Annotated in this window: 30 protein-coding genes; 21 read left to right on the plus strand and 9 right to left on the minus strand. The window is 65.1% G+C overall.

Annotated elements, in window-relative coordinates:
• The first annotated feature begins 43 nt into the window (after window positions 1-43).
• The 7 genes from OK352_RS03865 to OK352_RS03895 all read left to right on the plus strand — a co-directional run bounded on the left by OK352_RS03865 (window position 44) and on the right by OK352_RS03895 (window position 7,782).
• Window positions 44-664 carry a TetR/AcrR family transcriptional regulator gene (locus OK352_RS03865; RefSeq protein ID WP_265140070.1) on the plus strand — a complete coding sequence of 207 codons (621 nt, stop codon included), beginning with the start codon at window positions 44-46 and terminating at the stop codon, window positions 662-664.
• Between the two features lie 82 nt (window positions 665-746).
• A complete protein-coding gene (locus OK352_RS03870; protein WP_265140071.1) occupies window positions 747-1,262 on the plus strand; it encodes a hypothetical protein in 516 nt (171 codons plus the stop codon).
• Window positions 1,263-1,618: 356 nt separating this feature from the next.
• Window positions 1,619-2,398 carry a DeoR/GlpR family DNA-binding transcription regulator gene (locus tag OK352_RS03875; protein ID WP_265140072.1) on the plus strand — a complete coding sequence of 260 codons (780 nt, stop codon included), beginning with the start codon at window positions 1,619-1,621 and terminating at the stop codon, window positions 2,396-2,398.
• Window positions 2,395-3,345 carry a hexose kinase gene (locus OK352_RS03880; RefSeq protein WP_265140073.1) on the plus strand — a complete coding sequence of 317 codons (951 nt, stop codon included), beginning with the start codon at window positions 2,395-2,397 and terminating at the stop codon, window positions 3,343-3,345. Before OK352_RS03875 ends, OK352_RS03880 begins: the two co-directional genes overlap by 4 nt.
• A gap of 28 nt (window positions 3,346-3,373) precedes the next feature.
• Window positions 3,374-5,509, plus strand: a complete 2,136-nt coding sequence (locus tag OK352_RS03885; RefSeq protein ID WP_265140074.1) for a PTS fructose transporter subunit IIABC — start codon at window positions 3,374-3,376, stop codon at window positions 5,507-5,509.
• Between the two features lie 208 nt (window positions 5,510-5,717).
• Window positions 5,718-6,155, plus strand: a complete 438-nt coding sequence (locus OK352_RS03890) for a DUF1772 domain-containing protein (RefSeq protein ID WP_265140075.1) — start codon at window positions 5,718-5,720, stop codon at window positions 6,153-6,155.
• Window positions 6,156-6,264: 109 nt separating this feature from the next.
• Window positions 6,265-7,782, plus strand: a complete 1,518-nt coding sequence (locus OK352_RS03895) for a flotillin family protein (RefSeq protein ID WP_265140076.1) — start codon at window positions 6,265-6,267, stop codon at window positions 7,780-7,782.
• A 62-nt stretch (window positions 7,783-7,844) separates the two neighbouring features.
• Here the strand turns inward: OK352_RS03895 and OK352_RS03900 are convergent, their stop codons facing one another.
• Entirely contained in the window at window positions 7,845-8,243 is a 399-nt protein-coding gene (locus tag OK352_RS03900) for a GlcG/HbpS family heme-binding protein (protein WP_265140077.1), read from the minus strand.
• Window positions 8,244-8,278: 35 nt separating this feature from the next.
• Window positions 8,279-9,496, minus strand: a complete 1,218-nt coding sequence (gene fdhA, locus OK352_RS03905) for a formaldehyde dehydrogenase, glutathione-independent (protein ID WP_265140078.1) — start codon at window positions 9,494-9,496, stop codon at window positions 8,279-8,281.
• 139 nt (window positions 9,497-9,635) lie between these two features.
• Between fdhA and OK352_RS03910 the strand changes: the two genes are divergently transcribed.
• Window positions 9,636-10,889: a helix-turn-helix transcriptional regulator gene (locus OK352_RS03910; RefSeq protein ID WP_265140079.1), complete on the plus strand. Its 1,254-nt coding sequence runs from the start codon at window positions 9,636-9,638 to the stop codon at window positions 10,887-10,889.
• Between the two features lie 7 nt (window positions 10,890-10,896).
• Here OK352_RS03910 and OK352_RS03915 read toward each other — a convergent pair whose 3' ends face one another.
• Complete coding sequence (locus OK352_RS03915) at window positions 10,897-11,517, minus strand: ArsR/SmtB family transcription factor (RefSeq protein WP_265140080.1); 621 nt, start codon at window positions 11,515-11,517, stop codon at window positions 10,897-10,899.
• A gap of 95 nt (window positions 11,518-11,612) precedes the next feature.
• Between OK352_RS03915 and OK352_RS03920 the strand changes: the two genes are divergently transcribed.
• Window positions 11,613-11,870 (plus strand): hypothetical protein, encoded by a 258-nt coding sequence (locus OK352_RS03920; protein WP_265140081.1) that lies wholly within the window; start codon window positions 11,613-11,615, stop codon window positions 11,868-11,870.
• Between the two features lie 180 nt (window positions 11,871-12,050).
• On the opposite strand, the gene OK352_RS03925 is transcribed toward OK352_RS03920, so the two are convergent.
• Entirely contained in the window at window positions 12,051-12,965 is a 915-nt protein-coding gene (locus tag OK352_RS03925) for an ABC transporter ATP-binding protein (protein WP_265140082.1), read from the minus strand.
• A complete protein-coding gene (locus OK352_RS03930) occupies window positions 12,962-13,642 on the minus strand; it encodes a FadR/GntR family transcriptional regulator (protein WP_265140083.1) in 681 nt (226 codons plus the stop codon). The genes OK352_RS03925 and OK352_RS03930 overlap by 4 nt, the downstream gene beginning before the upstream one ends.
• Before the next feature lie 205 nt (window positions 13,643-13,847).
• On the opposite strand from OK352_RS03930, the gene OK352_RS03935 reads away from it, so the two are divergent.
• Window positions 13,848-15,317 carry a 2-isopropylmalate synthase gene (locus OK352_RS03935; protein WP_265140084.1) on the plus strand — a complete coding sequence of 490 codons (1,470 nt, stop codon included), beginning with the start codon at window positions 13,848-13,850 and terminating at the stop codon, window positions 15,315-15,317.
• A gap of 135 nt (window positions 15,318-15,452) precedes the next feature.
• On the opposite strand, the gene OK352_RS03940 is transcribed toward OK352_RS03935, so the two are convergent.
• Window positions 15,453-16,019 (minus strand): TetR/AcrR family transcriptional regulator, encoded by a 567-nt coding sequence (locus tag OK352_RS03940; RefSeq protein WP_265140085.1) that lies wholly within the window; start codon window positions 16,017-16,019, stop codon window positions 15,453-15,455.
• A 96-nt stretch (window positions 16,020-16,115) separates the two neighbouring features.
• On the opposite strand from OK352_RS03940, the gene OK352_RS03945 reads away from it, so the two are divergent.
• Complete coding sequence (locus OK352_RS03945) at window positions 16,116-16,958, plus strand: alpha/beta fold hydrolase (RefSeq protein ID WP_265140086.1); 843 nt, start codon at window positions 16,116-16,118, stop codon at window positions 16,956-16,958.
• An 80-nt stretch (window positions 16,959-17,038) separates the two neighbouring features.
• Here the strand turns inward: OK352_RS03945 and OK352_RS03950 are convergent, their stop codons facing one another.
• A complete protein-coding gene (locus OK352_RS03950; protein WP_265140087.1) occupies window positions 17,039-18,010 on the minus strand; it encodes an NAD(P)-dependent alcohol dehydrogenase in 972 nt (323 codons plus the stop codon).
• Between the two features lie 95 nt (window positions 18,011-18,105).
• Between OK352_RS03950 and OK352_RS03955 the strand changes: the two genes are divergently transcribed.
• The 3 genes from OK352_RS03955 to OK352_RS03965 all read left to right on the plus strand — a co-directional run bounded on the left by OK352_RS03955 (window position 18,106) and on the right by OK352_RS03965 (window position 19,890).
• Complete coding sequence (locus OK352_RS03955; RefSeq protein ID WP_265140088.1) at window positions 18,106-18,798, plus strand: TetR/AcrR family transcriptional regulator; 693 nt, start codon at window positions 18,106-18,108, stop codon at window positions 18,796-18,798.
• A gap of 102 nt (window positions 18,799-18,900) precedes the next feature.
• Window positions 18,901-19,206, plus strand: coding sequence for a hypothetical protein (locus OK352_RS03960; RefSeq protein ID WP_265140089.1), 306 nt, complete (start codon window positions 18,901-18,903; stop codon window positions 19,204-19,206).
• A 267-nt stretch (window positions 19,207-19,473) separates the two neighbouring features.
• On the plus strand, window positions 19,474-19,890 hold the full coding sequence (locus tag OK352_RS03965) for an NUDIX hydrolase (protein ID WP_265140281.1): 417 nt from the start codon (window positions 19,474-19,476) through the stop codon (window positions 19,888-19,890).
• Between the two features lie 701 nt (window positions 19,891-20,591).
• On the opposite strand, the gene OK352_RS03970 is transcribed toward OK352_RS03965, so the two are convergent.
• A complete protein-coding gene (locus OK352_RS03970; protein ID WP_265140282.1) occupies window positions 20,592-21,104 on the minus strand; it encodes a DNA helicase in 513 nt (170 codons plus the stop codon).
• A 110-nt stretch (window positions 21,105-21,214) separates the two neighbouring features.
• Between OK352_RS03970 and OK352_RS03975 the strand changes: the two genes are divergently transcribed.
• From OK352_RS03975 to OK352_RS03990, 4 genes are all read left to right on the plus strand, one after another.
• Entirely contained in the window at window positions 21,215-21,757 is a 543-nt protein-coding gene (locus tag OK352_RS03975; RefSeq protein ID WP_265140090.1) for a peptidylprolyl isomerase, read from the plus strand.
• Window positions 21,758-21,913: 156 nt separating this feature from the next.
• A complete protein-coding gene (locus OK352_RS03980; protein ID WP_265140091.1) occupies window positions 21,914-22,636 on the plus strand; it encodes a rhomboid family intramembrane serine protease in 723 nt (240 codons plus the stop codon).
• A gap of 499 nt (window positions 22,637-23,135) precedes the next feature.
• Window positions 23,136-23,963, plus strand: a complete 828-nt coding sequence (locus OK352_RS03985; RefSeq protein WP_265140092.1) for a siderophore-interacting protein — start codon at window positions 23,136-23,138, stop codon at window positions 23,961-23,963.
• Complete coding sequence (locus OK352_RS03990; RefSeq protein ID WP_265140093.1) at window positions 23,963-24,493, plus strand: flavin reductase family protein; 531 nt, start codon at window positions 23,963-23,965, stop codon at window positions 24,491-24,493. The genes OK352_RS03985 and OK352_RS03990 overlap by 1 nt, the downstream gene beginning before the upstream one ends.
• A gap of 283 nt (window positions 24,494-24,776) precedes the next feature.
• Here OK352_RS03990 and OK352_RS03995 read toward each other — a convergent pair whose 3' ends face one another.
• Window positions 24,777-25,034, minus strand: coding sequence for a cell division protein CrgA (locus OK352_RS03995; protein ID WP_166986094.1), 258 nt, complete (start codon window positions 25,032-25,034; stop codon window positions 24,777-24,779).
• A gap of 45 nt (window positions 25,035-25,079) precedes the next feature.
• On the opposite strand from OK352_RS03995, the gene OK352_RS04000 reads away from it, so the two are divergent.
• From OK352_RS04000 to OK352_RS04010, 3 genes are read left to right on the plus strand one after another with little or no spacing between them, the layout of a single operon-like run.
• Window positions 25,080-25,895, plus strand: a complete 816-nt coding sequence (locus OK352_RS04000) for a class E sortase (protein WP_265140094.1) — start codon at window positions 25,080-25,082, stop codon at window positions 25,893-25,895.
• Window positions 25,896-25,897: 2 nt separating this feature from the next.
• Complete coding sequence (locus OK352_RS04005) at window positions 25,898-26,056, plus strand: hypothetical protein (RefSeq protein WP_265140095.1); 159 nt, start codon at window positions 25,898-25,900, stop codon at window positions 26,054-26,056.
• Between the two features lie 9 nt (window positions 26,057-26,065).
• Window positions 26,066-26,743 carry an anthranilate synthase component II gene (locus OK352_RS04010; protein ID WP_265140096.1) on the plus strand — a complete coding sequence of 226 codons (678 nt, stop codon included), beginning with the start codon at window positions 26,066-26,068 and terminating at the stop codon, window positions 26,741-26,743.
• Window positions 26,744-26,775: the final 32 nt, after the last annotated feature.

Raw genomic sequence — 26,775 nt, forward strand, 5'->3', positions numbered from 1 at the left:
ACAAGTAAACTCTACTGTACCGTTTACTTTTAGGAGGAACAACATGGTGCGACGCGGTGACGTCCTCCGTGACCACATCCTGGACACGGCGAAGGAGTCATTTCTCGAAACAGGATTCGAGCGGACCTCGATGGATGCTGTCGCTGTGCGAGCGGCGACATCCAAGCGATCGCTGTATGCGCACTTCCCCACAAAACAGGCACTCTTCCTCGCGGTTGTGGATCACATCGACGAACTCTTTCAGGGGCGGATGCGGACTCCGGAGACTTACTCCGAGGAGCCTGTTGAGGCCGTGGCTCTGTATTGTGCTCGCTTTCGACAGATGCTGAGCTGGGAGTCTGGTGTCCAGACGTGTCGGCTGGGGATCACGGTTGCCAGTCAGTTTCCTCAAGCCGCCACGCAACTCCATGAAGTCTTCTTCCACGCGCCCGCGGTGCGACTGTCGGGCTATCTCGAGGGTCACCTCGGCCTCCAGGCCACGGAAGCCGACGATGTTGCCGAACGCATACTCGGTGTGACGGTATTTCAGCGCACACTGGGGCTGCTGTTTGGGGTGACCCCGTCCACTCCAGACCTTCCCGCCACCCCAGAGATCGCCGACGCGGCTGACGTCGCTTTCATTCGACAGACATTCGAGGTGACGTTACCCAAGAGCGTCTCGTGAGCCCAGGGGCGTCGAGGACAGCGGTGTTCGCGACTCCACACCGTACCCCGCCGATCTCATTGACCATGCGCGTGAGATCGGGGTGCGATCGGTTCCGTCGAAGACCAAGCTTCCCGGTCCGTGGAAGAAGCCGACTCCGCCAAAGGTGCTGGAACCCGCCGAGAACCGAGTGCCCCACGCATTCGCAACCGAGGCCGGCGAGCTCGAGGTCGCCGACGTTGCCGCCCTTGTCGTACCGGTCAACGGTGAAGCACTCGCCGGAGACGCCGATGCCGTGCTCGACAGAGCGGTCAACGATGGCACGGTCGTCATGCTCAACTGGGACGGCGTGCAACCCGAAGACGCCACAAAGCTCATGCAGTTCGCATGTGACAAGCTCGGCTTGCGTGTCCCGGGAAAGAGTCCGACGCGGATGCCGCGCACGGCCGGGGCGGCAATATCCCGACTCGATGAGTGGCTTGAGCCGTTGGGCGTGCGTCTGCTTCAGATCGACATCGACGCGGACGACGTCTTCGTGCTTCCCATGCTCGCCGACGACGACACGGTGGCTGGCGGCCGTTCTGTGAATGGCGCCAGTCTGAAGGCGACACGAGACTAGGACTGCGCGACAAACCGTTTGTGTGTCAGCCGGGTGGGTGAACGTGCTCGAACGGTGATTACAGCCCGTCGAGCAGTGATTACATCGGTGCGTCACCCTGGCCGCGGCACCTGCCCGACACCCGTCCCGGGGTTCTGCCTCTCGCCCGGAGTGCTGGGTGACGTCAAGCACAAGGAGTGGCTGGTCTCTGGGACAGCGCAGAGAGGTACTTCGTGCGGTTCGCGTGCCGGACGCAGGTCGTAACGGGAACTGCGTGGGACAGCATCCGGACGCATTAAACGAAGATAAAACAAGACAAACACTTGTAAACACAGATCGAAGTGTTGTATCTTGTTTGAAACTTCGGGAGGATGCCCATGTACGCAACGGAGCGCCACACGATCATCGAGCGGCTGCTGCACGATGACAGCCGCGTGACGGTCGTCGACCTTGCCGAACGGTTCGGCATCACACCCGAGACCGTCAGGCGCGACCTGGATCACCTTGAGACGGCCGGCATTCTGCGCCGCGTGCACGGGGGAGCGGTTCCCGCCGACAACGCAAGCACGAACGAGCCGTCACTCTCTGACCGCCGCGAGCAACATAGCGCCGCCAAGGCCGCGATCGGGCGCCGCGCCCGCTCCCTCATTCCGCCGGGGTTCGACGGCTCAATCTTCTTCGATGCCGGCAGCACGACGGCAGCCGCCGCCGGAGAACTTGCTGACGACCTCAGCGGGGGAAGCATCGAGGTCGTCACGCACTCGCTCGCGATCGCGCATCCGCTCTCAGAACTGGCGCACGTCTCGCTGACGCTGATCGGCGGTCGCCTACGCGGCCTCACCTCCGCTGCCGTCGGGGCCGGCACCGTCCGCTCGATCGAGGGCATGCGCCCCGACATCGCCGTCGTCGGTGTAAACGGTATGTCGGCCGACTTCGGCCTCAGCACACCCGATGTCGACGAGGCAGCGGTCAAGACAGCGATCGTCCGCTCGGCGCGACGCGTGGTCGTCGTCGCCGATGCCGGCAAGTTTGATCGCGAATCGCTCGTCAGCTTCGCCACCCTCCACGACATCGACGTGCTCGTCACCGATGAGCAGCCCACAGGCACACTCGCCGAGGCACTGCGCGACGCGGATGTTGAGGTGCGACTGGCATGATCGTGACACTCACGGCGCATCCCTCGTTCGACAAGACGATCGAGTTGGGCGGCCCACTCGCACCCGGTCACGTGCACACGGCACTGGGCACGCGTGAAGATGCCGGTGGCAAAGGCGTCAACGTCTCACGTGCTGTCGCCGCTGCACGAGCGGACACTGTCGCCGTGCTCCCTCTGGACGACACAGACCCGTACGACGGCGCCCTTCGCGACGCGCGCATCAGTGCGCGGCGCGTCCCCATCTCTGGTGCCGCCCGGTCGAACATCACCCTCGTCGATCCCGAGGGCGAGACCACGAAAGTCAACCTTCCCGGTGCCACACTGGGCACGACGGATGCTGGTGAGCTCATCGATGCGCTCGTTGACGTGTGCGGCGGAGCCGACTGGCTCGTTATCGCCGGATCACTTCCGCCCGGAGCATCCGACGACTTCTACGTCAACGTGATCACGGCTGTGCGTGAACGCCTGGGCACGAAGTCGCCGCGCATTGCTGTCGACACTGCCGGAGCCGCACTTCACGCCGTCGTCACGAGCGCCGCGCCCGACCTTGTCACTCCGAACGCCGAAGAGCTCGCCGAGCTTGTCGGCGCCCCCTCCGGCGGCACGGTGACGGGAGGAGCCGAAGCGGCGCTGGCGCTGGCCGAGCAACTCGTCCCCGGAGCCGTGCGCAGCGCCCTGATCACGCTCGGAGCCGACGGCGCCGTGCTCGTTGACGGTGACGGCACCTGGGTTGGGACGGCGCCTGCCATCCGCGTTGCCAGCACGGTGGGCGCGGGTGACAGCGCGCTCGCCGGATACCTTCTGGCCCATACCGAGGGGCGCTCGCCGGAGGAGCGGCTGAGGCGCGCCATCCAATACGGTGCCGCCGCGGCGGCATTGCCCGGAACCCAGCCGCCGTCCCCGCACACCCTGCCCACCGAGGGCATCACCATTCACCGCGTGCGCTGAACCCGCACACGCTACACGGGAGGACACCATGTCCACGACAATCACCGCTGATCTCGTCACTCTCGACCAGGATCTCGGCACAGACAAACAGGCTGTGATTCGCGCGCTCGCCGCACGAGTCGCCGCCGAAGGGCGCGCGACCGACGCTGAGGCACTCGCCGACGACGCGTGGGCACGCGAGCAGAAAGACGAGACGGGCCTGCCCGGCGGCATCGCCATTCCGCACGCGAAGAGCGCCGCCGTCACGCAGGCGACTCTCGCCTTCGCGCGGCTCTCGCCCGGCGTCGACTTCGGCGCGCCGGACGGGCCGAGCGACCTCGTCTTCCTCATCGCCGCACCCGACACCGCGGCCGAGGAACACCTGGCCGTGCTCTCCAAACTCGCGCGCAGCCTGATGCAAACCGAATTCACCGACGGTCTGAGACAGGCCGAGACGCCGCAGGCGGTCGTCGATCTCGTGAACGACGCGATTGACGAGCCGGATGCCGCGACAGAGGCTGCGCCGGGTGACGGTGAACAGCGTGAGGCAGCATCCGACACCGATGATGCGGGCTCTGACGCTGACGCGCACCAGACCGAGGAGGCCACAGCGCCCGCGTCCTCCGCCGAGACAACGACCGGCCCGCAGATCGATGGCCGGCCCGTGCGCATCGTTGCCGTGACCGCCTGCGCCACGGGCATCGCCCACACATTCATGGCTGCGGACGCGCTGAGCGCGGCCGGCACGGAGGTCGGCGTCGAACTCACCGTCGAACCGCAGGGATCCAGCGGTTACACGGCTCTTGACCAGTCGGTGGTGGATGCCGCAGACGCGGTGATCTTCGCCGTCGACGTTGATGTGCGCAATCCGCAGCGATTCGCCGGCAAACCCGTTGCGCGATCCGCCGTCAAGCGCGGCATCGAGCAGCCGAAGGAGCTCATCGCAGAAGCGGTGGCCGCCGCGCAGGACCCGAATGGGGCGCGCGTTTCCGCAGCATCCACTGAGTCGTCCTCGGCGAGCCCCGAGCGGTCGCAATCGGTCGGCGCGAGAATTCAGCGGTGGCTGCTCACCGGTGTCAGCTACATGATCCCGTTCGTGGCGGGCGGCGGTCTGCTGATCGCGCTCGGATTCCTGCTCGGCGGGTATCAGGTGACGGATGCTGCCGGAAAGGTCATCGTCGAGAACTCTCTGTGGAACCTCCCCACCGAGAACATCACCTCTTCTCTGGGGCCGCTCGGCCAGTACCTGGGTTCTGTGGCGTTCGTCATCGGAAGCACGTCCATGGGCTTCATCGTCGCCGTGCTCGCCGGGTACATCGCCTTCGCGATTGCCGACCGGCCGGGCATCGCCCCCGGGTTCGTCGCCGGTGCGATTGCTGTCACCATGAATGCCGGCTTCATCGGAGGCATCGTCGGCGGATTCCTGGGCGGCTTCATCGCGTGGGCGCTGGGCCGACTCAATGCTCCGCGCTGGCTGCGCGGCCTGATGCCCGTCGTAATTGTTCCGTTCCTCGGCTCGATCGTCGCGTCAGGCCTGATGATCCTGTTCCTCGGTCGCCCAATCGCCGTTCTGATGGAGGCTCTTACCGGGTGGCTCACCTCCCTCGCGCAAAGCGGCGCCGGAGCGATTGTCCTCGGGGTGATTCTCGGTCTGATGATGTGCTTCGACCTGGGCGGGCCCGTCAATAAGGCGGCCTACGTCTTCGCGACGACCGGGCTGGCGGCAGCATCCACATCGAATGTCGCGCCGTACCTCATCATGGCTGCCGTCATGGCAGCGGGCATCGTGCCCCCGCTGGCGATGGCGCTCGCGTCGACGGTGCTCGCGCGCCGGAAGTTCACGCCCGTTGAACGCGAGAACGGAACGGCGGCATGGCTGCTCGGCGCCTCGTTCATCACCGAGGGAGCAATCCCCTTTGCCGCCGCCGACCCGTTGCGGGTGATCCCGTCGTCGATGCTCGGTGGTGCAGTTACCGGTGCGTTGAGCATGCTGGTCGGAGTCCAGTCTCTGGCCCCTCACGGCGGCATCTTCGTTTTCTTCGCGATCACCCCGTTCTGGGGCTTCGCGCTCGCCATCGTGGCGGGCACCATCGTCAGCGCGTTCACGCTCATAGCCCTCAAGACGTGGGTGCGCAAGAAGCCCTCCGTCGACAGTGAGGCGGATGCTGCGCTGGCCACGCGTTGACGGGCACCGGGCGGCGCTGGCAGCGGCCACCGGTTGTGCGTGCGGGAGAAGGGCGGTGAGCAGTGGTGCCGCGGCAGACGGAACAGCTGTTGCGTCTGCCGGGTTGTCGTGCCACGTCGACTGAGACGTCGTTGTCGTGAGTGGTGTTCCCTTCGTTCCTAGATAGTGATACTATCTAGGAACGAAGGCACGTGAAGGGAGGCACGACATGAACTGGCTCGAGATCTGCGCCGTCGTCATCGTCGGATTCGTCGGCTGTGCCGAATTTGGGTCCGCCGTTCTGGTGCATCCGGTCATTCGGACGCTCGCGCCCGACGACCAACTGGCATTCGAGAAGGGTCTGCTGAAAACCTTCGGCCGTGTGATGCCCGTCGGAATGACCATTGCAACGGTTCTGGCAATCATCATCGCGATCGATGCTCCGAGCGCATGGCTCATCATCGCCGCGATCGCGCTCGGGATTGCGCTCGTCGTCACGATCGTGGGCAACGTCCCGATCAACACTCGCACCGGGCGAATTGACCAGGAGACCGCTCCGGAGGGCTTCATTGCTCTTCGGCGACGATGGGACCTCTTCCAGCTCACGAGAGCATCACTTCAGCTTGTGGGCTTCGTGCTCCTGACGATCGGCGTCGTGGGGGCCTAGCGAGGAGCGCAGAAGGCAACACACGTATCCACAAACCGGACGCCGCGCTATGCATCCGGTGGCATCTCCGACATGATGGGAAGTACTGCACACTCTCTCAGGAGGCTTCATGGAATACGCCATTGCGGGCGGCGTCCTCGTGCTGGTCGGGATCATCGCGGCGATCGTCGTCGTCGTTTTGATCATTGCCCTCATCGTCGCGAAGATGTGGATCAAAGTTGCTCGAGCTGACGAGGCACTCGTCGTCTCGGGCAAATCGAAGAAGAACAAGGACGAGTCGTCACTGTCGGTCATCGTGAACGGCAAGGCACTGGTCAATCCGCTCACGCAGCGACACGAGATCATCTCTCTGCGTTCGCGCCAGGTATCGATGCAGGCGGAGGCGCAGTCGTACGACGGCGTCACCCTCGAGGTTGAGGCGGTCGCCATGGTGAAGATCGGGTCGACGAAGCAGCTGGTGCAGCGCGCCGCCGAGCGTTTCGCCTCGCAAGACAAGGCGATCGAGCAGTTCACGACCGAGCAGCTCGAAGGTGCCCTGCGAGGCATCGTCGCCACGCTCGCCGTCGTCAGCCTGATGCGCGACAGAAAGAAGTTCTCGGATCAGATCGCGGCAGATGTCTCGGGCGAGCTCGCCGATCAGGGGCTCATTCTCGACTCGTTCCAGATCAAGGGCATTACAGACGACCTTGGCTACATCGCCTCTCTCGGTGCCCCCGAGGTGCAGTCGAAGCGACAGGCGGCAGAGATCGCATCGACGAACGCCGAGCGCGCGATTCGCAAGCAGCAGATCACCAACGACGAGGCGAACCTGGTCGAGCAGACCGCCTACGACAAGAACGAGGCAGATTCGAAGGCTGAAGTCGGCCAGGCCAATGCTCGGGCCGAGCAGGCTGAGGCGCTGGCACGTGAGCGCGCGCGTCAAGACGTGCTGCAGCAGGAGGCCGAGAACAAGCAGGCCCAGCTTGACGCCGACGTGAAGCGCGTCGCGGACGCCGCTCGGTACGAGAAAGAGCGCGAAGCAGACGCCAAGGCCTACACCCAGGTGAAGGCGGCTCAGGCCGAAGTCGACGTCGCCGAGAGCGAAGCCGAGGCCATCAAGGCACGCGCTGCGGCCGAGGCGGAGTCGGTGCGTCTCGCCGGTGAGGCGAAGGGTGACGCCATCCGTGCCGAGGCGGAAGCACTTCAAGAGAACCTCGAGGGAGTCATCGCTCAGCGCTCTATCGAGATTCTGCCCGAGCTCATGGAGCGCTTCGCTCAGGGCTACTCACGCATCGGCACGATCAGCGTCATCGGCTCCGGCTCAGATTCATCACCCGCGGGCAGCCAGTTCTCTGGCGAGTCGGCATCGGCGATGCGCGGAGTCTTCGAGTCTGTCAAGGAAGCGACGGGCGTCGACCTCGCGAGCGTGATTCAGGGTCGGGTCACCGGCAGCGCCATCGGCGAAAGCATGCGCGAATCGACAGCATCCTCCGCTGAACCTGCTTCGTCGCCTGGCGCAAAGCCATCCGATTCTGCATCATCGTCGGACGCAGCGCAGAGCGTCAGCGAACCCGTCGCACCGCACACCGAGTCGACGCCTCACGGGGATCCGGATGCTGGTGGCCAGCCACCCGCACACAACTCCTGATGATCTGAAACGAATGAGGGGCGGACGCCGTGCGTCCGCCCCTCACGTATTCACTGCCGTGATCAGAACGCAGCCGCTCCGGCCTCAGCGACGGCCTGGTCTTGATCGCCGGCGCCACCGCTGACACCGACGGCGCCGACAACGGTTCCGTCGGTGGTGAGTGGAACGCCCCCGGCGAATATCGCAACCCGGCCGTTGTTCGTGGCGTGAATGCCGTAGAACTGCTGGCCCGGCTGGGCATTGTCACCGAGATCCTTCGTCTGAATGTCGAAGGCGCGTGAGGTCCACGCCTTGCTGATGGAGATATCGACGCTTCCGATCCACGCGCCGTCCTGCCGCACGTGTGCGATGAGGTTTCCCCCGGCATCCACGACGGCGATGTTCATCGGCTGGCCGATATCGTCTGCCTTCTTCTCTGCCGCGGCAATCACGCGGCGTGCGTCGTCAAGTGTGACGGTCATACAGCATCCTTTCTGTGTGGTGTGGTGAGAGCGGGTCAGGCCGCGATGTAGCCGTTCGGGTTGAGCACGTACTTCTGTGCCGCCCCCTGATCGAACTCGGCGTAACCGCGTGGCGCGTCGTCGAGCGAGATCGGCGTGGCCTTGACGGCCCTGGCGATCTGCACCTTGTCGTGAAGGATTGCCATCATCAACTGACGGTTGTACTTCATGACCGGGCACTGTCCTGTCGTGAACGAGAGCGACTTCGCCCACCCGAGGCCGAGACGCAGCGACAGCGACCCCTGCTGGGCCGCCTCGTCGACGCCGCCCGGGTCGCCCGTGACATAAAGACCGGGGATGCCGAGGGCGCCACCAGCCGCCGTGATGTCGAACAGTGAGTTGAGCACCGTGGCCGGCGCCTCGTGCTGCGAATCGGCACCGTGACCGCGTGCCTCGAAACCCACGGCATCGACGGCAGCATCCACTTCAGGAAACCCGAGGATCTGCTCGATCTGATCCCGCGGGTCGCCCTTCGACACGTCGACGGTCTCGCAGCCGAACGATCGTGCCTGAGCGAGACGGTCCTCGTTGAGATCGCCGACGATGACGGCTGCGGCGCCGAGCAGCTGAGCACCGACGGCTGCCGCGAGCCCCACCGGACCCGCCCCAGCGATGTACACAGTCGAACCGGGCCCGACTCCTGCCGTGTAGGCACCGTGGAAGCCGGTTGGGAAGATGTCAGACAGCATCGTCAGGTCAAGGATCTTCTCGAGAGCCTGATCGCGGTCGGGAAACTTCAACAGGTTCCAATCGGCGTACGGCACGAGTACGAACTCGGCCTGCCCGCCGACCCAGCCGCCCATGTCGACGTAGCCGTAGGCGCTGCCCGGTCGGTCGGGATTGACGTTGAGGCAGATGCCGGTCTTTCCCTCTTTACAGTTTCGGCAGCGACCGCAGGCGATGTTGAACGGCACCGAGACGATGTCACCGACCTTGATGAACTCCACGTCGGGCCCGACTTCGACAACCTCACCCGTGATCTCATGGCCGAGGATGAGCCCCTCGGGTGCCGTGGTGCGCCCGCGGACCATGTGCTGGTCGGATCCGCAGATGTTCGTGGCGACCGTGCGCAGAATGGCGCCGTGCGGCACTTTGCGGCCCACGTTCGCCGGGTTGACGCCCGGTCCATCCTTGAGCTCGAATGTCGGGTACTCGGTGTCGACAACCTCGACGACTCCGGGACCCTTGTACGCTACTGCGCGATTCTCTGTCATCGTTGACTCCTTAGAAAAGCAGTGGGCACGTGTGGCGATTGCCACTGACTCGAGCATCTCTCTGGTGGCCGCTTCGCTCAATGACCCCATCGAGCCAGAGCACCTACCCATTCGGGTAGTGCGGGCGTAGCCTGGGCGCATGTCACAGGCGCATCCGAGCGGGAGGTTCCTCCGGGGTCTCGTGGACCTGATGAGCGCTCCCGCCCGTGACATTCCCCGCGACCTCTCGGCGGTCCTGGCTCCTTACGTGCCGCATACGGCGCTGATCACCCTGACCGCCGACGCCGCGGGAGGGCAGCGGCAGGAGTTCGGAGATCCGGCGTTCACGACGGCCGTGACAGCTCTCGACCTGGATCAGATCCGCGGAGATGCCGCGAACGTTGAGGCCGTGCACCGGTCATCGCTCCCGCTCGACTGTGAGTCGAGGACGGTTTTGCACGCCCACGCGCGGAACGGCGCACTGCTGATGCTCGCTGACCCCGCAACCACGGATGCTGATGATCTCGTGCTCTCCACATGGAACATCGTCGCGCTTCACCAGCAGAAGCTCCCCGACGACGGCTCTCCGCGATATCTGCAGAACGCGCGTGCGGCTGCCAGCGCGCGGATGGAGGCGCTCACCGAGCTGGCCGACGAGTACTCGACGACACTGGAGTCCATTCTCGACACGCTGCGGTCGGATCGTCTGGACGACACCGCGGCGCGGACGAACGCGATCGGCATCGCCGCCGGAGGACTCGTCCACCTGCGCACCGCATCGGACAAAGTGCGCACGTTCACAGAAGAGCCCGTCACCACGGCATTCGCGCGGCTGCAGGATGACTTGCGGCCGGTCACGAGGTACCGCGATATCGATGTGCAGTTCGTCGACCCGCCCGTCGACGGTCGGCCCCTGCCCGGCGAAGTCGCGCACGGAGCCCGTGCCGTGGTGCGCGGGACGATTCTGGCGCTGACCGATCATCCCGGAGTGTCAAAGGTGCGCGTGCAATGGGACTGCGACGGCACGAACCTGCTGATGAATGTGCGGGATGACGGCTCGGGCGATCACTCGGAGTCGAGCAGTCTGCTGAGCTTCATCCGTGAGCGCGTGCGAGCCCTGCACGGTCAGCTCGCACTCGACGCGACACCCGGGTGGGGAACGGAAATGGCGATCGTGATTCCGCTGGACCCGCCCAATTCAGGGCTCGTCTCATCGGCGCTCGCCGACTTGAGGCCCAGGGAGGTCCAGGTCATCGAGCTGATCGCCGTCGGCCACCGGAACCGATCGATCGCGGAGCGCCTCGGCATCAGCGAGAACACCGTGAAGTTCCATGTGTCGCGCATTCTGCGCAAACTCGGGGCGTCATCGCGGGCCGAGGCGATCTCGATGCTCTTCGCCGACCGGCGAGCGTAAACGTCGCTCAGCCCTCTTCTGCCGGAGGCACCTCCGGCAGCAGCGAGAACAGTGCGCGGCTGAGCCGGCGGCCGGGGCCGGGTGCGTTCGTCCAGCCGGTCCGCCGCAGTTCGAGCTCGGCTCGCTGAAGCGCCTGCGCGTAGTGCGCCGCCTCGTCGTCCGTCAGCCACAGCGTCGATTCGCTGATGCCGACGTAGCTGTCTTCCCCCGGTGCTGCGTGCGTGCGGAGGGCTTGCAGTCGCCCGCGCAGCTCAGATACGGCGATGCTCGTGAGAGCATCCTGGGCCTCCCACACTCCCTCGGCCTCGCTGCCGTGGATGAAGATCGACGTGCCCGCCGCCCGCCAGGGCCGTGTGCGCGAGTCGCCCTCTTCGGGGTCTGAGCGCTCAACGAGCCCCGCCTTTTCGAGTGCCCGAAGGTGGTAGCTCATGGCGCTCGGGGTCAGCCCGGTCAGCTCGGAGAGCTCGGTCGACGTGTGTGCCAGTTGGTCGGCGAAGAGCAGGTTGACGACGCGCTGGCGAGCCGTGTGGGCAAGAACCCGGATCGCCTCGGCGTCTCGCAGGTGAATCGGGCGATTCGGGATGCCGCTGGCGGCAGCGAGTTCCGCGTCGATCTCGTTGAGAGGCATAGCCCGAGTCTACGCCAGATATGAAAATTGTCCTTGACAAATGAAGCGTGAAGCGTATGCTTCATATATCTGAAGCAACTATTTCACAATGGGGGATGAGCGCGATGGATCTCTACACCTTTTACGCGGTTCAGCGTCACGGTGCCGCTGCTCTTCCGGGCGCCAGCGGTCTCGACCACCCCGGGACGCGCGGGGACGAGAGGGCGTCGGTTCGGGCACGGATGCTGCATGACGCCCACGAGCGTCGTCGCCTGGCACGCCTCGAACGGCGTTCACGTCGGCTGCGTGCGCGGCTTCGTGCCGTTGAGGCGCAGATGGCCCCCGCGGCACGTCCGATCACGGCGGGGTGCTGAAACACGGGGCACACGGTGGCACGCGTGAGACCTTCTCGGTTGTGCGCGGCGTTGCGCACGGCGCACACGACCCAGGGCGGGGCGACTGAGTTCCGAGGACGCCCCCACGGTCTGTGACGTCTGTTCGCTACTCGGGTGTCGCCCGTACGATCTGGGCGGCTGCCGTTGTTCGGGGGTGAGTTACGCGGTCAGGGTGGCGGCAGCATCCGGGCTGTTATGGTGCTGGTCGATCCCGTGCTTGTCAGGTCGGGGCTGGTCACTGTGGGGTTGGTCACCCCGGGCCTGGTCCCGTCCCAGCAGATCGCGTCCCCGCCGAACTGCGCGGGCACTCCACCGGCCATCCTCATGCGCCACGCGAATCGGGTGCGCAAACGCGCGCGAGATCGTCTCGGAGGTGACGACGTCGGTCGCAGCTCCGGAGGCGATGACGGCTCCCTCGGCGATGACGAGCGCGTGAGTCGTCGTGACCGGGAGCTCCTCGAGATGATGCGTGACGAGAACCGTGGCGACATCCGGGGCGTCGACGGCGAGATCGTCAATCGTTTCGAGCAGCTGCTCGCGGGCGGCGACGTCGAGGCCCGTCGTCGGCTCGTCGAGAAGCAGCAGCTTGGGCTCGGCGACGAGGGCACGCGCGATGAGCGCACGACCGCGTTCCCCCTGCGACAGCGTGGGCCACAGCGCGTCGGATCGTGACGAGAGGCCGACCTGGTCGATGAGCGCCCGAGCACGCGCTGTCTCATTCGGGGTGGCTTCCCACCGCATCGGCAGTTCGATGGTTCCGGTGAGGCCGGTGAGCACGACGTCGATGACCGAGAGCGGAGACCGCACGGGATGCCGCGGGTCGACGTGCCCAATGTCGCGCCTCAGCTCTTGCATATCGACGCGCCCGAGCCGCTGCCCGAGGATGTCGACGGTGCCCGATGTGGGATGCGTGCGCGCACCGCAGAATCCGAGCATCGTCGACTTTCCCGCACCATTGGGCCCGAGGAGTGCCCAGTGCTCTCCGGTGCGGGCTGTGAACGAGACGTCCGAGAGAATCCGATTGCCGTTCCGTGTGAACGAGACATCGGTCAGATCGATGACGGCACTGGTCATTCGAAGCGCTCCTTCATGACGGTGAGGTGAGTTCGTGTGAGCTGGGCGGCACGGGCGGCGTCGCGTCGTGCGATGGCCTCCACGATATCGGCGTGAACTCGGTGGTCGGTGTGCGCATCACGCATCGGGTGGGCGCGCAGCATCTCGGTCATGGCATGCCGAAGCCGCGCGGCAAAAGAATCGAACAGCTCAGCGAGGATCTCGTTTCCGGATGCCGCGACGATGGCGCGGTGGAAGGCGACGTCGGCATCGACGAGGCTCTCGACATCTGTCGGAGTCGTGGCCGTGCCGGGGTCGCGTTCGGCGAGCAAGCGGCGCAGGGCGCGCAGCTGTGCCGGCGTGCGCCGGAGGGCCGCGTGTGCAGATGCCTCGACCTCGATGGCGATGCGTGCCTCGATCACGGTGATGATGCTCGCGGTGAGCACGGACGGGTCGCGTTCTTCAGCGGGTTCGAGTGCCATGACGAAGACGCCCGAGCCCTGGCGAGAGCGCAGCACTCCTCGCCCCGCAAGCTGCCTGATCGCCTCACGGATGGTAGAGCGGCCCACGCCCAGTTGAGGCGCGAGTGTAACCTCGCTGGGCAGTTTCTGCCCCAGCATCCACTCGCCTGAACGGATGCGCTCGAGCAGAAGCTCTGCCGCCTGATCGGCGAGGGGCTGTCGTGAAAGCGTAGCCACTGACTCTCCAAGTACTCAACTTGTCTGATGACTTGTGTTACAGTCTACGCATGTTCTCAGCGGTTCTTCTCCTTCTCTGCCACATCGGGGCCTGATCAGACCAGCTCCTCGATGTGGGAGCTGCGCGCTGGTCTCCGGCATTCGAGCAGACGCCTGAGCGGGCTCTCGGGCCGGCACCGAAGCAGACACCAAAGAGAGCAGCATCATGTCGAAGACCACACACCGCGACAGCACACCCGCCAGCCACTCCTGGAACCGTCAGCGCCCCTCGGGCATGCCGGCCCACCGCTACCGGGACGTGTTCTCCACCGTCGACGTGCCGAACATCGACCGGCAGTGGCCGAGCAACCGCATCACGAGCGCACCCCTGTGGGTTCCTGTCGACCTGCGCGACGGCAACCAGGCGCTCGCCGAGCCGATGGACCCCGCCCGCAAACGACGCTTTTTCGAGCTGATGGTCCGCATGGGATACACCGAGATCGAGGTTGGCTACCCGTCAGCATCCCAGACCGATTATGACTTCGTCAGGATGCTGGCCGAGCAGCGGATCGCGCCGGACGACGTCACGATTGTGGTGTTCACCCCCGCGATCGCCTCGCGCATCGAGCGGACGGTGGAGGCGATTCGTGGAATACGGAATCCTGTCGTGATCCACCTCTATGCAGCATCCGCGCCGACCTGGCGTGAGCTGGTGTTGGGGAAGTCACGTGACGAACTGCGGGACCTCGTCGACTCGGCCGGGACCCTCGTGAGGCGCCTGACGGACAGCATGGCAGCGAGCACGGCGAAGAGCACAGGCGACGTGCGATTCGAATTTTCGCCCGAGGTCTTCAATCTCACAGAGCCTGACTATGTGCTCGAGCTGTGCGCCACGATGACGCGGGTGTGGGATGCCTCGCCCGAACGGCCGGTCATTCTCAACCTGCCGGCCACCGTCGAAGTGGCGACCCCGAACGTGTACGCCGATCAGATCGAGTACATGCACCGAAACCTCGAGAACCGCGACGGCGTGATCCTGTCAGTGCATCCGCACAACGACCGCGGCACCGGCATTGCGTGTGCCGAGCTCGCCGTGTTGGCGGGGGCTCAGCGCGTCGAGGGATGCATCTTCGGCAACGGTGAGCGCACGGGCAACGTCGACATCGCGACGCTCGCGCTGAACCTCTTGGCGCAGGGCATCGATCCGATGATTGACTTCTCAGACATCGACGAGGTTCGGCGCACTGTCGAGTTCTGCAACCGGATCGAGGTGCATCCGCGGCATCCCTATGTCGGTGATCTCGTGCACACCGCCTTCAGCGGAACCCACCAGGACGCCATTCGAAAGGGGTTTGCCGAGCACGCACGGCGAGCGGATGCTGCGGGCATCGCCGAGCGGGATGCCGAGTGGCGCGTTCCCTACCTGCCGATCGATCCGCACGACATCGGGCGCAGCTACGAGGCGGTGATCCGGGTCAACTCGCAATCGGGAAAGGGCGGCGTCGCGTACGTCCTCGAGCAGGAACATGGCGTGGCGCTGGAGCGGAGCGAGCAGGTCGCCTTCGCCGACCACGTGCAGCGGCGTACAGAGAGCACGGGCGGTGTCGCGACGGCCGACGAGATCTGGCGTCTCTACGGGGAATGGCGGGATGCTGTGGGTCAGCGCGCCGATGCGCCCGGTGTTGAGCCGCGCTGAGGGGTGGCCGGTGCGGCAAACTCAGGCGGTGGAGCCGAGGTCGGCACCGGCGTGGGTGTAGAACCTAGCATGGTTCGTGCTCTGACGCCGCGGATGAGGCAGACGTGCACAGCGCCGCCGATGAGGCAGACGTGCTCAGGCTGCGCTGAGCGCCGCGTCGATCAGTGTCTCCGCCGCTCGGCGCGCCTGGACTGCCGCAGCCGAATCTGCCGCGATGGCCGCTGTGCTCTGGGCTCCCTCGGCGAGAATCGACAACTGCGCCGCGAGGTCTTCTGACGCGCCGGCCTCGCGCGCGAGTGACGCCACGTAGCGCTGAAATGCGGCCTTCTGCTCGCGCACGAGCCTCGCCACCTCGGGATTCGTCCCACCGAGCTCGCCGAATGCATTGATGAACGCGCACCCGCGAAAGCTGTCGGTCGAGAACCAGTCTTCGAGGTACGTATAGATCGCGAGCAGCCTGCCTCGAGCATCCTCTGGTGCCGTCGCCACCCATCCGGTCAGCCCCGACTCCCACTCGTCTCGCTTGCGGGCGAGAACAGCAGTGATGATGTCGTTCTTCGACGGAAAGAGCGCGTAGAGGCGGCGCAGCGAGACCCCGGCGTGCGCCCGGAGTTCGTCCATGCCCACGGCCGAGTACCCCTTCTGGTAATACAACTCTTCCGCTGCAGCAAGTATGCGTTCACGTGCCTCTTCTACGTTCATACTTACAGTGTACTTGACACGAGAACGATCGTTCTCTACTGTGGTGAACACACAGCGAGAACGATCGTTCTCGCACATCTCGAAAGGATTGGAATCATGGGATTCATCACCGTTGGACACGAGAACAGCACACCGATCGACCTCTACTACGAAGACCAGGGGTCCGGTCAGCCGGTCGTTCTGATTCATGGCTACCCGCTCAACGGACACAGCTGGGAGCGTCAGACGCGCGAGCTCCTTTCTGCCGGCTACCGCGTCATCACCTATGACCGCCGAGGCTTCGGGCAGTCGAGCAAGGTCGGTACCGGTTACGACTACGACACGTTCGCCGCCGACCTCAACACGGTTCTCGAGACTCTCGACCTGCGCGACGCGATCCTCGTCGGATTCTCCATGGGCACCGGCGAGCTTGCCCGCTATGTCTCACGCTACGGCCACGAGCGGGTGGCGAAGCTCGCGTTCCTCGCGTCACTCGAGCCCTTCCTCGTCGCCCGCGACGACAATCCGGATGGCGTGCCGCAGGATGTCTTCGACGGCATCGCTGCACAGGCCAAAGGTGACAGGTACGCCTGGTACACGAACTTCTTCTCCGACTTCTACAACCTTGACGAGAACCTTGGCTCGCGCATCAGCCAGGAAGCGGTGACGGGTAGCTGGAATACAGCGATCGCCAGTGCTCCGGTCGCCGCTTACGCCGTGGTTCCCGCGTGGATCGAGGACTTCCGCGCCGACATCGAGGCGGTGAAAGCGAGCGGAAAGCCGGCGCTCATCCTGCACGGCACCGCCGACAACATCCTTCCGATTGACGCCACGGCACGTCGGTTCCGCAACGCGCTGCCCGATGCCGACTACGTGGAGATCGAGGGCGCCCCGCACGGGCTGCTCTGGACCCACGCAGACGAGGTCAACGCATCGCTTCTGGCTTTTGTCGGCAAGTGAGCGGATGCTGTCACGCAGCGCCACACATCACGCAGCGCCCCGGAGACTGATGTCGCCGGGGCGCTGTTCGTGCGGCGCACCTATCTCGCGGAAACGGCGATCACCTGCTTACCGCGGACGCCGCCTGCCGCGAGTGCGCGGTGCGCGTCTGCAATGTCCTCGAGCGAACGCACCGTATCGACAACAGGACGAACCGCCCCTGCATCGACAAGCTCTGCGAGGAGGCGAAGGTTCGCGGCGCTCGGCTTTCCCCGAAAGAAGCGAGTGCGTCGAGGACCGTGCACGGTCGACAGTGCAACGTGTCCGATGCTCCGGAACAGGTGGGTGAAGTCGAGCGCCACGGCGATCATGCGGCCGCCACGAGCGAGCAGCCGACGTGAGCGGTGCAGATCCCTTCCGACCGTATCGACGATGACGTCGAAGCGCCCGTCGGGCAGCGAACCGTCACGAGCGTAATCGTGCACGTGCTCCGCGCCGAGTTCTGTGACGAACTCACGAGTGCGTGGGCCCGTGATGCCGGTTACCTGGGCACCCAGATGTCGACCGATCTGTACGATCATGCTTCCCACGCCACCGTTCGCCCCACGCACGAGCAGGCTCTCGCCCGTGGCCAGCTCGGCCTTCTCGCGGAGTGCGATGAGCGCGGTGAGGCCACCGGTCAGCATGCTTACCGCCTCCGTTGACGACACCGATTCAGGGGCGTGCGCGATCGCATTTGCGGGGGCGGCGACGTATTCGGCGGCCGCTCCGAGGGTGTCGTCGGGGAGCACTCCCCAGACACGGTCGCCGACCGCGTACGTGTCGATGCCCGTTCCGACCTGGGCGACTTCCCCCGTGAAGTCGATGCCCATGCGCTGAGGAAACTTCTTGCCTGTGATGAGGGACGTTCGGCCTTCGCGTGTGAACAGTTCGCCGCCGTTGACCGTTGTCGCGGCGACCCGTACGAGAACCTCGCCGTCGGACACCGTGGGGTGGGGAACGTCGATGACCTTCAGCATCTCGGGTGAGCCGAAAGCGGTCAGCACAGCGGCGCGCATCGTCCCAGTAGACATGTCATACTCCGATCGTCAGTGCGACGTGTCTCGCCGCTGTCGAGCACAACCGGTGAAACGGAGGGTTGATTCCGCTTTGGCGTAAAGTGAGAGCCATGTCGGCATCCCGCTCTCACAACACAGCATCCGGTCGCCTCGACGACGACGCTGACCAGGCGGATAACCGGATGCTGCGCGCCGACGCCGAGCGCAACAAAGTCCGCATTCTCACCGCAGCTCGCGAGCTGTTCGCCCGCGACGGCATCGACGTTCCGCTCGCTTCGATCGCCCAGCAGGCGGGCGTGGGCGTCGCCACTCTGTACCGCCGCTTTCCGACGCGAAACGACCTGATCTCTGCGGCGTTCGTTGAGGAAAGCAGACGGTGTGTCGACGTCGTGCAGCGGAGCCTCGATGACTCCGACCCGTGGCATGGCATCTGTGTTCTTGTCTCAACGGTGTGCAGCATGCAGGCGGTGGATCAGGGGTTCAACCGTGTTCTCGCGTCGCACCTGCCCGGCCTCACCGACGACGAGCAGAGCGACTACCTCTTCGCCCTGGAGTCCCTCGATCGGCTTGTCGAGGCTGCGCACGCGGAGAGGCGGCTGCGCCCAGGTATTACCGGCACCGACATTCTGCTCATCGTGTTGGCGAACAGCGGTGTTGTGAGCCGAGATCCGCGTCGCTCGCTCGCCGCATCCCGTCGTCTCGTCGCCCACCTGCTGACGGCGATCGGCGCCGCTGACGTGGCCCTGCCGCATCCTGTCGGGGAGACGGGTCTTGATGAGCTTCTTCGTGACCGACTCGGATGAGGTGAATGCGTGGCAGGGCGTTGGCCTGCAGCATCCTTCGCACGGGTATTGGCGAGGCAGCATCAGTCGGGCGGCAGCATCCGAGGAGCATAGGCTGTGCCCATGACCTCCGAGCAGGCCCCCGCGCCGCGGCGCATCACACTCACCCTCCGCCGCCCCTGGCCAGGGTGGCATCCACGACCCACTGTCGTCTTCGCCGGGCGCGGCCAGCCGGCGCAGTGGGGCACCGGCACGTGGCAGCTGCCCGACGGCGATGCGACGATCAGCGTCTTTCTGTACAACCGGCTGTGGCGATACGGAGAGGCCGCGCTCGAGCTCACCGCCGACGCGCGAGTGGATGCTGTGGAGTACAGCGCTCCGGTGCTGCCGTTTCTGCCGGGCAGACTTCGTGCGGTGACGTCTGCCTGAGACGTTGCGGCACAGAGTGTGGAATGAAAGCCCGCAGCTGAATGTACCGACAGGGCACCGTCACGCTCGCCAGGCGTTCAGAGCTTTCTGAAGGTTCGCAGCATCCGCTCCTCTGCGGCGTGTGCCCTTCGGCTGCTTGCATTGCGATCAGGGAGTCCGTCTTGATCCGCAAACCTTGTTGGCGTCAAACTCGTGGTGGCGCAGAAGCTGCTCGTGACCAAGGTCACTGCTGGGCAGCATCCGGCTTGTTAGGGTTTCGTCATGGGCATGGACATGCGCGTCGCCGCTTACGGCGTCATCATCGATGACGGGCGGATGCTGCTGTCGCACTGGAACGAGGGCGGACGCCAGGCGTGGACGCTGCCCGGCGGGGGCCTCGAACCGGGCGAGCACCCGGCAGACGCCGCCGTGCGTGAGATCCGTGAAGAGACCGGATACGACGCCGAACTCGACGGCGTGCTCGGCGTCGACTCGATCGTGATTCCGGCGGTGGCGCGCTTCGCAGCCGGAATCGACAGGCCGTTGCAGGCGCTGCGCATCGTGTACCGGGCGCACATCACGGGCGGAACACTGACGTACGAGCTCGACGGATCCACAGACTACGCAGAATGGCACGACAGGGATGCTGTTGAGTCTCTGCACCGGGTCGATCTGGTCAACGTGGCGCTGCGGATGCTCGGCTGAGCGCGAGCGCCATTCGTGTGAGGCGAATGCACCCCAGACTGCGCTGGGAAGGTGCGTGTGCCGCACATTCTTTTTGGGAGGGCCAGGAGGTTTGGTCCGGGAGCGGTGCGGCAGCCTGGGTCCGGGAGCGGTGCGCTCGTAGCCGCGGGCGCTGCGCTGACGACGCAGCGCTGAGGATGCTGCGCTGACGACGTGGCGCTGCGGATGCCGCGCTGACGACGCAGCGCTGACGACGCAGCGCTGAGTCGCTTCGAGCCAAGACCATTCGCGGTCGCGCCCGCGTTCAGGTGGCAAAGTTGGCTCCTCACAGGCCGATTTAATGCCAAGTTTGACCACTGAACGCGCCCGGAGGCACGAGCGCGCCTCACGAACGCGCGTAGACGCACGAACGCGCGTGGGCGAACTGTGCTGGGCGAACTGTGCTGGGCGAACAACGGCACCCACGAGCACTGGATGCCCACGAACTCTTCCCCGACGCTCTACCGCCCACACCACTTCCCGGCCCTCTCTAGCACCGGTGAACGCGTTCGTGCGGCCCACATGCACGGTTACCGATGCCCGACGGCGCCATTTGGGACGCATGATTCGGGCGAACGGCGAAGAAGAACTTCCGCACGTGCGAACACAAACGAGGGCACCGCCTTACGGCGATGCCCTCGTGACAGCGACGGGGCCGGAGCCCGTGCCGCAGAGTCTTCAGCTCAATTGCTCGGCAGTGAGTCGTCGTCGTCAGCCACCCACAGTTCGTCGTCGGCACGGAACGTCTGCCAGACAGCATACGCAACACCCGCTGCGGCGATGAGGCCCGCGGTGAGCGCAATCGCCTTGCCCGCACCGGACTTCTTCTTGGGCTCCGGCTCGACGACCTTGCCAAACGCGGCCTTGACGCGGCCGTCGCGGGCAGCGTCACCGAGGGCGACCACGGTGCCGAGAGCACTACCGACGGCGGGGAGCACCTTCTTGTCGAAGTTGTGCTTCGCGACCTGGCGTGCGTCGTACGTGGCAGCATCCACCCGATTGACGACCGGCTGCAGCTTGTCTTCGTACGCGCGAGCCAGTCGCGGGGCGATCTCGTCGCGGCTGTAGGACGAAAGCTGCCGACTCGCATCACGAGCCACGGAGTTCGCCTGTTCCAGCAGCTCCTGCTGGGCAGCCCACAGGGCGTTTGCGTCACCCTTGAGGCGTTTCAGCTGCTTCTTGCGCTTGCGTGTCATGCTCACTGGGGGACCTCCATTGATCTCGTGACAAACGACTCACCCCATCTTGTCACGAGAGGCTGGGAGCGTCACAAGAGGCACGGCGTGCATTATGCAAGAATTGAGCCATGTCTATTCACACCGCTGTCGCCACGATCCACACAAACTATGGCGACATCAAGGTCAATCTGTTCGGCAATCACGCCCCCAAGACTGTCGAAAATTTCATCGGACTCGCGACTGGTTCGAGGGAATGGACCGACCAGAGCTCAGGTGAGACGAAGACGAACACTCCGCTGTACAACGGTGTGATCTTCCACCGCATCATCCCCGGCTTCATGATTCAGGGCGGCGACCCGCTCGGCAACGGAACGGGCGGCCCCGGCTACCAGTTCAACGACGAGATCCACCCCGAGCTCGGATTCGCCGAGCCGTACAAGCTCGCGATGGCGAACGCCGGCATCGTGGCGGGTCAGGGCACCAACGGCTCGCAGTTCTTCATCACCGTCGGCGCCACCACGTGGCTGCAGGGCAAGCACACCATCTTCGGTGAGGTTGCCGATGACGCAGGCCGCAAGATTGTCGACAAGCTTGCCACCGTTCCCACCGATGCTCGCGACCGCCCGCTTGACGACGTGGTCATCGAGAGCATCGACGTCGAGAACGTCTGAGCCTGAGGCTTCGTGAGCACCTTCCCGACGGGACGACAGAACTTCTGTTATCGGCACCCCGACCGGCAGAGCTTCGTGCTGTGTCAACGGTGTGGGCGCACGATCTGCGCTGAATGCCAGACGCAGGCCCCCGTCGGCGTGGTGTGCCCCGAGTGCATGCGTGAGCAGCGCGCCTCTGCTCCGAAGGTCAAGTCGGCGACAGCATCCCGCATCTCCAGCGTGATGCGCAAGAATTCGGGTCACCCAGCCGTCACATATGCGATCATCGCGTTGACTCTTGCGGTGTTCGTGCTGCAGTTGATTCCCGGCCTTGGGGTTACCGATTCTCTGCTCTATGCGGGGGTCTACAGCATCCCCGAGTTGGGCAATTTTCAGCCATGGCGGATGCTGACCGTCGCACTCGTGCACTCGCAATCGTTCTTCTTGCACGTCGCCCTCAACATGTACACGCTGTGGATCTTCGGGCGGATGCTCGAGCCGATGATCGGGCGATGGCGCTTTGCCACGCTGTATGTCATCACGGCGTTCGGGTCATCTGTCGGGGTTCTGCTGCTGTCGAGCCCGCTGCAGCCCGTTGTCGGGGCATCCGGCGCGATCTTCGGGCTCATGGGCGCGACGCTCGTGATCGTGCACAAGCTCGGCGGCAACATGACGGGTCTGCTTGTGCTTGTGGGCATCAACCTTGTCATTGGGTTCATCCCGGGCACCAACATTGCGTGGCAGGCGCACCTCGGCGGTCTGGTCACCGGTGCACTTCTCGGGCTGGTCTTCGTCAGTACGCGCCGCCGCAGGCAGCAGACCCTGCAGAAGCTCGGTGTTGCCGGCGTGGTTGTGCTGCTACTCGTGCTCACCGTCGTGGGGACGCGCCTCTACGTCTGAGCTGCACGCGCGTCCGGGCGTGTGCACCGACGTGTGCACGGAGGACGTGTGCACAGACCCGTGCACGGAGGACGTGTGCACAGAATGAGATGCCACAAAATGCCCCTCATCGACCGCTGAAGAGGGGCATTTCGTGTCATCTCACACCGGCCGACCCGTAAATCACTGCGGTCGGAGCCGATCCGTCCACACGTTCTCCACATTCCACAGCGTGTTTTTCACACGCCGCCCACAACCCGTCCCCAGAGTTATCCACAGGTTTGTCCACACTGTGGAGAATTACAGACGTGTAACTCGACACCGTCCAGTGAAGTTACCCCCGCCGAACCGCCGGGAGAGTCAAAAACGGGCATTCCGGGCGAGTTACTCACAGGAGTTATCAACAGGTGGGGAGAACTACACCCGTGTAGTTCGCTGGCTGACAGCATCCTTCGCGGTCGGCGATCACCGGCGCAACGGCGCGTACGCTGGGGGAGTAGCCACGAGAAAGGACGCTGAGATGATCACACGTGAACGCAGACGGCATGAACTGGCTGTTCGTCGCACGACCGTCGAGAGCGTCGACTGGCTGAACAACGCGATGGTGCGGGTCACCGTGACCGGTGAGAGCCTGCGCGGCTTCACAGCCGACGGACCGAACGACCACGTGAAAGTGTTCTTCCCGAACCCCGAGACCGGTGTGCTCACGACCCCGGAGGTCACAGCCGAGGGCCTCACGCGCCCCACAGACGGCCTCATCCTGTCGCGCGACCTGACGCCGCTGACGTTCCGCGAGAACAACTCATCCGGCCTCCCGGAGCTTGATATCGACATCGTCGTGCACGGCGATGATGCCCCTGCGACGTCGTTCGCGACGCACGCGCACGCGGGGCAGGAACTCGGGATCGGCGGCCCGCGAGGCTCGAAGCTTGTTCCCGACGGCATTGCCCGGGCTGTGCTCATCGCCGACGAGACGGCGCTGCCCGCGTTCACGCGGTGGCTGCGGCTGCTGCCGCCCGAGGTGAAGGTGACGTCGATCGTGCAGGTATACGACGACGATGCCGAGACGTATCTGACGGCAGAGCACCGCGACCGCACGAACGTCGAAGTGCTGTATCGCGAAGACGGCCCGGGGCAGCTCATCGAAGCCGTGCGCTCGCTGGGGTCGATCGATGATGACACGTACGTGTGGGCCGCGGGTGAGGCGAACGAGCTGGTCGAGGTGCGCCGTCACCTGCGTCGCGACCTGAAGCTGCCGAAAGAGCAGGTCGAGGTCGAAGGGTACTGGAAGCGCGGCATCGTCAATCTCGACCACCATGCGCCGCTCGACCCCAGCGACCCTGACTGATGGCGCACGAGGTCGTTGAGGTCGATGCAGCGGCACTGGACTCTCGGGTGCGCGACAGGTACCGGATGCTGTCGGGCAGCGCCGCGAAGGGCGTCGCCGTCGTGTCGACGCGCGTCGGCCGCTATGACCACGCGACGACGGTGACGGACTACCTCTCTGTCTCGTACGATCCGCCGACGATGCTCGTAAGCCTCTATGGCCTGTCGCGCACGGCCGAGGCCGTGGAGGACGCCGAGCGGTGGGCTGTCAGCCTGCTCGCCGACGATCAGAAAGCGATCGCCGACGAGCTGGGGGAGCTCGGGTCACCCCTGCGCGGGCTGCTCGACCGCACACCGCACTGGCGCCGTGACGCAGCTGCGCCCGCCATCGTCGAGGGAAGTGTCGCCTGGTTCGAGTGCCGCACGACGGCCGTGCACACGGCGGCGACGCATCTGCTCGTCGTCGGGGAGGTCGTCGCGATGGGTCGAAGCGACGATCACACGGCGAAGCCGCTTGTCTACTATCGCTCGGAGTACGGCACCCTGGCGTAATTCGCGGCGAACATTCGCGGCGTTGTGTGCGCGACATCTGCGGAAACGTCCCCCGCGAGATTCCTGAGTGCGCTCCCGAGCGAAAACGGTCGAGGCGTCGCCTGGCATCAGCCCGGGCTCGTCGACGGGCCGCCCGGCATTGGCCCAGGTGCGTCGACGGGCCGCCCTGCATCAACGCTGGCGTGCTGAGGGGAGATAGCCACACTCAGGTGACCCATGCGTCCTCACGCAAAAGGCCCCCGCCGCAGCGGAGGCCGAGTGCACAGTGTGAGGTCGCGTGCAGCTATCGCCAGCGCGTTGTCATCAGGAAGCCGATGAACGCGATGCCGAACCCGACGAGAATGTTCCACGAGCCCAGCGCCGCTACCGGCAGGAGACCCTGCGAGAGGTAGAAGACGATGATCCACGCGAGACCGATCAGCATAAAGCCGAACATCACCGGCTTGAACCACACCGGGTTCGGTGCGTCATCACCGCTGCGCTGTGCCTGCTGCTGTTGTTGTGCTCGAGCAGCCGCAGCCTTGTTCTTCGTGCGTGCCATGCCAGCCATTCTATCGCGAGTCGTGGGAACAGTAGAATCAGCCCCATGGTACATGGTGACACGGATGCTGCGTCGCGCCGCACTCGCAGACGAGAAGCATCCCGAGGCGACGCCTCACCGCGTCGACGGCGGAAGACCCGACCACGTGTCACCGTCGTCGGTGTTCTGGGCGAGTTGCTCATCACAGCCGGCGTGCTGATCCTACTCTTCCTCTTCTGGCAGCTCTGGCTGAACGACATCATCGTGCGCAATGAGCAGAACGGCATCGCCCATGAGCGTTCGCAGGAGTGGCTGCTCAACCCGCCGACCGCGCCGGACCCCGTCGAGACGGATGACGGCACCGAGGTCTACGAGCCGATCATTCGTGAACCCGCTGCCGACACCGAGATCTTCGGCGTCATGCACATTCCGCGTTTCGGCTCTGACTATGCCGCCGACGTCGCGGGCGGGGTGACGCGGCCCGGAACCCTCGACCCGATCGGCCTCGGTCACTACCTCAACACGCAGTCGGCGGGCGAACCGGGCAACTTCGCGCTGGCCGGCCACCGCACAACCTACGGCAAGCCGCTGAATCAGATCGCCGAGCTGCGCGTCGGAGACGCCATCGTGTTGCAAACCGAAGACGGCTGGTACACGTATCGCTTCCGCACGCTGGAGTACGTAACGCCCCAGGCCGTCGACGTGCTCAACCCGATCCCGCAGAGCGACAGCGCCGACGTCACTGACCGCTTCATCACGCTCACGGCCTGCAGCCCGATGTTCTCGGCGGCCGAGCGCATCGTGGCATACGGCACGTTCGAGTCGTTCACGCCGACGGCTGTGGGCCCGCCGGCATCCCTCACCGAAAACCTGGAGGACTGACCATGTACGCCGCACTCTGGCGCGCTCTGCCGGGCCCCGTCATCGTCAAGCTCATCATTCTGCTCGTGCTCATCGCGGCGGTGCTGTACGCGCTCTTCGCCTTCGTGTTCCCCTGGGTGCAGACGCTCATCCCCGTCCCCGACGCCACCATCGACGAATAGAATCGCCTCATGACTCGCGTTCTCGTCGTCGACAATTACGACAGCTTTGTGTATACGCTGAATGGCTATCTTCAGCAGATCGGCGCTGAGACCGAGGTCGTGCGCAACGACGCATTCAGCGAAGCGGATGCTGTCGCCTACACGCGCGAATTCGACGGGGTTCTGCTGTCACCTGGCCCCGGAACACCGGCCAACGCGGGAGTCTCGATACCTCTCGTGCACGCCGCGGCCGAGTCGGGGCAGCCGCTGCTCGGTGTGTGCCTCGGGCATCAGGCGATTGCTGAGGCATACGGCGGTGTCGTCACGAACGCCGACGAACTGATGCACGGCAAGACCTCGCGTGTGACGCACGATGAGAGCCCGTTCTACGCCGGTGTGCCGCAGCCATTCACGGCGACGCGTTACCACTCACTCGCCGTCGTCACCGGCACGATCCCCGACGATCTCATTGTCAACAGTCATACCGACGGCGGCGTCATCATGGGGCTGCATCACCGCACGCACCCGATCTTCGGTGTGCAGTTTCACCCCGAGAGCGTGCTCACCGAAGGCGGCTACCGCATGCTGGGCAACTGGCTCGAGGTCGTCGGGCTCACGGGTGCGGCGAGCGTTGCGGCGTCGCTGCACCCGCTGATCGGAACGGATGCTGCGCCCGCAGCTGCCCCGGCCACAGCGACTGCGCCCTGAGCCTCAGCGGCTCCTGAGGCTGCACGTGCCAC

The sequence above is a fragment of the Microbacterium sp. MPKO10 genome (assembly GCF_026107415.2).
Taxonomy (GTDB): domain Bacteria; phylum Actinomycetota; class Actinomycetes; order Actinomycetales; family Microbacteriaceae; genus Paramicrobacterium.